General features: G+C 53.1%; 2 tRNA genes and 2 rRNA genes. All 4 read right to left on the bottom strand.

What is annotated here, in order from left to right:
* Positions 1–46: 46 nt before the first annotated feature.
* Positions 47–2906 (bottom strand): 23S ribosomal RNA (locus tag GA0061100_RS34000).
* A 545-nt stretch (positions 2907–3451) separates the two neighbouring features.
* Positions 3452–3527 (bottom strand) — tRNA-Ala (locus tag GA0061100_RS34005).
* Between the two features lie 94 nt (positions 3528–3621).
* Positions 3622–3698: transfer RNA gene (locus tag GA0061100_RS34010), tRNA-Ile, on the bottom strand.
* A 225-nt stretch (positions 3699–3923) separates the two neighbouring features.
* Positions 3924–5404, bottom strand: a 16S ribosomal RNA gene (locus GA0061100_RS34015).
* Together the 16S and 23S rRNA genes with 2 tRNA genes alongside form the textbook arrangement of a ribosomal RNA operon.
* Positions 5405–5788: the final 384 nt, after the last annotated feature.

Consider the following 5788-nt stretch of genomic DNA (forward strand, 5'->3'; position numbering starts at 1 on the left):
GCATGAATGCTTCGCATTCAGCCTGAGATGAGCACTGGCAATGGGAACGATCAAGCCAATCGAGCTATTAGTACCGGTAAGCTTCATGCGTTGCCGCACTTCCACACCCGGCCTATCAACGTGGTCGTCTTCCACGGCTCTGATAGGGAACACTCGTTTCCAGGTTGGTTTCCCGCTTAGATGCCTTCAGCGGTTATCCATTCCATATATAGCTACCCTGCTATGCCCTTGGCAGGACAACAGGTCCACCAGAGATATGTCCATCCCGGTCCTCTCGTACTAGGGACAGATCCTGTCAATATTCCTACACCCACGGCAGATAGGGACCGAACTGTCTCACGACGTTCTGAACCCAGCTCACGTACCGCTTTAATTGGCGAACAGCCAAACCCTTGGGACCTGCTCCAGCCCCAGGATGCGATGAGCCGACATCGAGGTGCCAAACAACCCCGTCGATATGGACTCTTGGGGGTCATCAGCCTGTTATCCCCGGCGTACCTTTTATCCGTTGAGCGATGGCCCTTCCACGCGGGACCACCGGATCACTATGACCGACTTTCGTCTCTGCTCGACTTGTCAGTCTCGCAGTCAGGCGGGCTTATGCCATTGCACTCGACGACCGATTTCCGACCGGTCTGAGCCCACCATCGCGCGCCTCCGTTACTCTTTCGGAGGCGACCGCCCCAGTCAAACTACCCACCATACACTGTCCCGGATCCGGATAACGGACCGCGGTTAGACATCCATGACGATAAGGGTGGTATTTCAAGGATGGCTCCACAAGAACTGGCGTCCCTGCTTCAAAGCCTACCACCTATCCTACACATGCCGACACGAATGCCAGTGTAAAGCTATAGTAAAGGTGCACGGGGTCTTTCCGTCTGACCGCAGGAACCCCGCATCTTCACGGGGAATTCAATTTCACTGAGTCTATGTTGGAGACAGCGGGGAAGTCGTTACGCCATTCGTGCAGGTCGGAACTTACCCGACAAGGAATTTCGCTACCTTAGGACCGTTATAGTTACGGCCGCCGTTTACTGGGGCTTCGATTCAGAGCTTGCACCCCTCCTCTTAACCTTCCAGCACCGGGCAGGCGTCAGACCCTATACGTCGTCTTGCGACTTCGCAGAGCCCTGTGTTTTTGGTAAACAGTCGCTACCCCCTGGTCTGTGCCACCCTCACATACTTGCGTACATAAGGGTCACGCTTCTTCCGAAGTTACGCGTGCAATTTGCCGAGTTCCTTCAACATAGTTCTCTCAAGCGCCTTGGTATACTCTACCTGACCACCTGTGTCGGTTTCGGGTACGGTCTATACGGTGGAGCTATTTCCTGGAACCGCGTCCCCGCCCACACAATCCAATAAGTGTGAACAAGTTAAGCAATCCGTCACTACCACCAGGCCCACGAATATTAACGTGGTTCCCATCGACTACGCGTGTCCGCCTCGTCTTAGGGGCCGGCTAACCCTGCTCAGATTAACTTTAAGCAGGAACCCTTGGTCTTTCGGCGAGAGGGTCTCTCACCCTCTTTATCGTTACTCATGTCAACATTCGCACTTCCGATACCTCCAGGACCCCTCACGGGTATCCCTTCATCAGCTTACGGAACGCTCCGCTACCACTCCTCAAAGAGGAATCCTCAGCTTCGGTGCATGGCTTCAGCCCCGTTACATTTTCGGCGCAAAGACCCTTGACTAGACCAGTGAGCTGTTACGCTTTCTTTAAATGATGGCTGCTTCTAAGCCAACATCCTGGTTGTTTTGGGATCCTCACATCCTTTCCCACTTAGCCATGACTTGGGGACCTTAGCTGGAGGTTAGGGTTGTTGCCCTTTTCACGACGGACGTTAGCACCCGCCGTGTGTCTGCCGAGTAGTACTTCCCGGTATTCGGAGTTTGGTTAGGATCAGTAAGACGGTGAGTCCCCATAGCCCATCCAGTGCTCTACCCCCGGGAGTATTCGCTCGACGCTCTACCTAAATAGATTTCGCGGAGAACCAGCTATTTCCGAGTTTGATTGGCCTTTCACCCCTAGCCACAAGTCATCCCAATCTATTGCAACAGATGCGGGTTCGGTCCTCCAGTTGGTGTTACCCAACCTTCAACCTGCTCATGGCTAGATCACTCGGTTTCGGGTCTAATGCAACAAACTATATCGCCCTATTCAGACTCGCTTTCGCTTCGCCTACACCTACCGGCTTAAGCTTGCTTGTTACACTAAGTCGTTGACCCATTATACAAAAGGTACGCCGTCACCCTTGCGGGCTCCGACTGTTTGTAGGTATCCAGTTTCAGGTTCTATTTCACTCCCCTTGTCGGGGTGCTTTTCACCTTTCCCTCACGGTACTGGTTCGCTATCGGTCATGCACGAGTACTTAGGCTTGGAGAGTGGTCTCCCCATGTTCAGACAGGATTTCACGTGTCCCGCCCTACTCTAGGACAATAAAGCTATCTACGCGTACGGGGCTGTCACCCTCTACGGCAAACCTTTCCAGGTTCTTCCACTTTAAACTTCATTGCCACTGGCCTGGTCCGCGTTCGCTCGCCACTACTTGCGGAGTCTCGGTTGATGTCCTTTCCTGCAGGTACTTAGATGTTTCAGTTCCCTGCGTTCGCTTCTTACACCCTATTTTATTCAGGTGAAGATACCTCTTAACAATGCTTAGAAACCACTTTGGTTCTTTACGCCGGATAACCGGCGACGGCCCTTGGCCTTGCGAAGCCTTGCAGCTTCGAGCCAATTGCCAACCAAAATGATTTTCTAAGCATTTAAGGTGGGTTGCCCCATTCGGAGATCCATGGATCAAAGCTTATTCGCAGCTCCCCACGGCTTTTCGCAGCGTATCACGTCCTTCATCGCCTGTGCATGCCTAGGCATCCACTAAATACCCTTACGACACTTGATCGTTCTCATTGCCAATGCTCATCCTTATTGGATTTGGCAAACCTTTCCTTCTCGCTTGCGCTCAAAGGGGTGCCAAATCTGACCATACGGTCAGTCCAAAGCGCGATTACCTTTTACAATCGCGCCAATCAGATGCCATCGACGTGTTCGATAGACTTGCTTTATTGGAGCTACGCCGAGCAGCTCGCTTGCAGTCTATCTTAAGACCAGCTTCTCGAGATTGGATCCGATACCGCGCGGTCAGGCAACGGTAATCCGATTGTTCATCAGAAGTCCTCAAAGAGGACCAACAATGACAATCCAGAGCGACAAGCTTCCTTCCTACCTCCGTCCCCTCCTTCGTTTCCAGCCGGCTAGGCCATCCACGATATCATAAGGTCCGGGCTCGGACGCTTCAAACAACCTTACGGTTGCCCAAAACACCTGGAAGCCTCCAGATCAATCTTCTCTTCACAATGTATGCAGAACAGGCATCAGGCTCAAAGCCGATGCAAAACCTTTATTTCTTCAGAAGACAATTACCGTCAGTCTCGACACCAATCGATTTGGTGGAGCTGAGCGGGATCGAACCGCTGACCCCCTGCTTGCAAAGCAGGTGCTCTCCCAGCTGAGCTACAGCCCCATCAGCTCGATCGCCCCGATCTTAAACCAGGGTTCGGCAACAATCCGCATCGCCTGCCATTCCATCATTCCCAACCCTCATTCGCAAATGCAAATGGTGGGCCCGGGAAGACTTGAACTTCCGACCCCACGCTTATCAAGCGTGTGCTCTAACCAACTGAGCTACGGGCCCATTCGGGAACCGGTCGACGCGGTTTTTTGTCTTCTTGAAGAAAGAGAAACGTGGACGGCGAGGCTCGCCATACCATCCGAATGCCTAAGGCATTTCCGTGGCGTATTGCGTTTCGATGGTCACCTGACTGGTGCCATCTATGTTCTAAAAAGCACGGGAAGGTTCATATCGGGGCACATCCGAAGACATGAGCCGATCGTCTTACCAATTCCACAGCTTCCTTAGAAAGGAGGTGATCCAGCCGCAGGTTCCCCTACGGCTACCTTGTTACGACTTCACCCCAGTCGCTGACCCTACCGTGGTTAGCTGCCTCCTTGCGGTTAGCGCACTACCTTCGGGTAAAACCAACTCCCATGGTGTGACGGGCGGTGTGTACAAGGCCCGGGAACGTATTCACCGCGGCATGCTGATCCGCGATTACTAGCGATTCCAACTTCATGCACTCGAGTTGCAGAGTGCAATCCGAACTGAGATGGCTTTTGGAGATTAGCTCACACTCGCGTGCTCGCTGCCCACTGTCACCACCATTGTAGCACGTGTGTAGCCCAGCCCGTAAGGGCCATGAGGACTTGACGTCATCCCCACCTTCCTCTCGGCTTATCACCGGCAGTCCCCTTAGAGTGCCCAACTAAATGCTGGCAACTAAGGGCGAGGGTTGCGCTCGTTGCGGGACTTAACCCAACATCTCACGACACGAGCTGACGACAGCCATGCAGCACCTGTCTCTGCGCCACCGAAGTGGACCCCCTATCTCTAGGGGTAACACAGGATGTCAAGGGCTGGTAAGGTTCTGCGCGTTGCTTCGAATTAAACCACATGCTCCACCGCTTGTGCGGGCCCCCGTCAATTCCTTTGAGTTTTAATCTTGCGACCGTACTCCCCAGGCGGAATGTTTAATGCGTTAGCTGCGCCACCGAACAGTATACTGCCCGACGGCTAACATTCATCGTTTACGGCGTGGACTACCAGGGTATCTAATCCTGTTTGCTCCCCACGCTTTCGCACCTCAGCGTCAGTAATGGACCAGTGAGCCGCCTTCGCCACTGGTGTTCCTCCGAATATCTACGAATTTCACCTCTACACTCGGAATTCCACTCACCTCTTCCATACTCCAGATCGACAGTATCAAAGGCAGTTCCAGGGTTGAGCCCTGGGATTTCACCCCTGACTGATCGATCCGCCTACGTGCGCTTTACGCCCAGTAATTCCGAACAACGCTAGCCCCCTTCGTATTACCGCGGCTGCTGGCACGAAGTTAGCCGGGGCTTCTTCTCCGGATACCGTCATTATCTTCTCCGGTGAAAGAGCTTTACAACCCTAGGGCCTTCATCACTCACGCGGCATGGCTGGATCAGGCTTGCGCCCATTGTCCAATATTCCCCACTGCTGCCTCCCGTAGGAGTTTGGGCCGTGTCTCAGTCCCAATGTGGCTGATCATCCTCTCAGACCAGCTATGGATCGTCGCCTTGGTAGGCCTTTACCCCACCAACTAGCTAATCCAACGCGGGCTCATCTCTTGCCGATAAATCTTTCTCCCGAAGGACACATACGGTATTAGCACAAGTTTCCCTGCGTTATTCCGTAGCAAAAGGTAGATTCCCACGCGTTACTCACCCGTCTGCCGCTCCCCTTGCGGGGCGCTCGACTTGCATGTGTTAAGCCTGCCGCCAGCGTTCGTTCTGAGCCAGGATCAAACTCTCATGTTGAGAATTCAATCTCGACTAAATCACGTCATTCTGAATCGACGAGAACTCACACCCATCATTCCGCGCATCACTGCGCTCATAATGAGGTGTATTCTCTTGTTCAAAACGTAACCGTCGAAGTCTATTCCAAGGACCCAAATCTCTTCAGGTCCCGCAAGCTTCGCCGCCCACGTTTCTCTTTCTTCTCATCTTCAATTGTCAAATAACCGACCAGAAAAACCAGTCAAAAACAGAACTTCCTTCAATCCCAGGTCTAACCCAGAACCACCAATCAGCATCGCAGCCAATCAAGGAAACACTAGAGCGAAGGTCTTCGTCGCCAGCAGCGCCGCCGCCCTCGTCAGTGATCGGGCTTATAGACCCCCCAACCCGACATAGTCAACA

The sequence above is a fragment of the Martinezella hainanensis genome, assembly GCF_900094555.1.
Lineage (GTDB): Bacteria > Pseudomonadota > Alphaproteobacteria > Rhizobiales > Rhizobiaceae > Rhizobium > Rhizobium hainanense.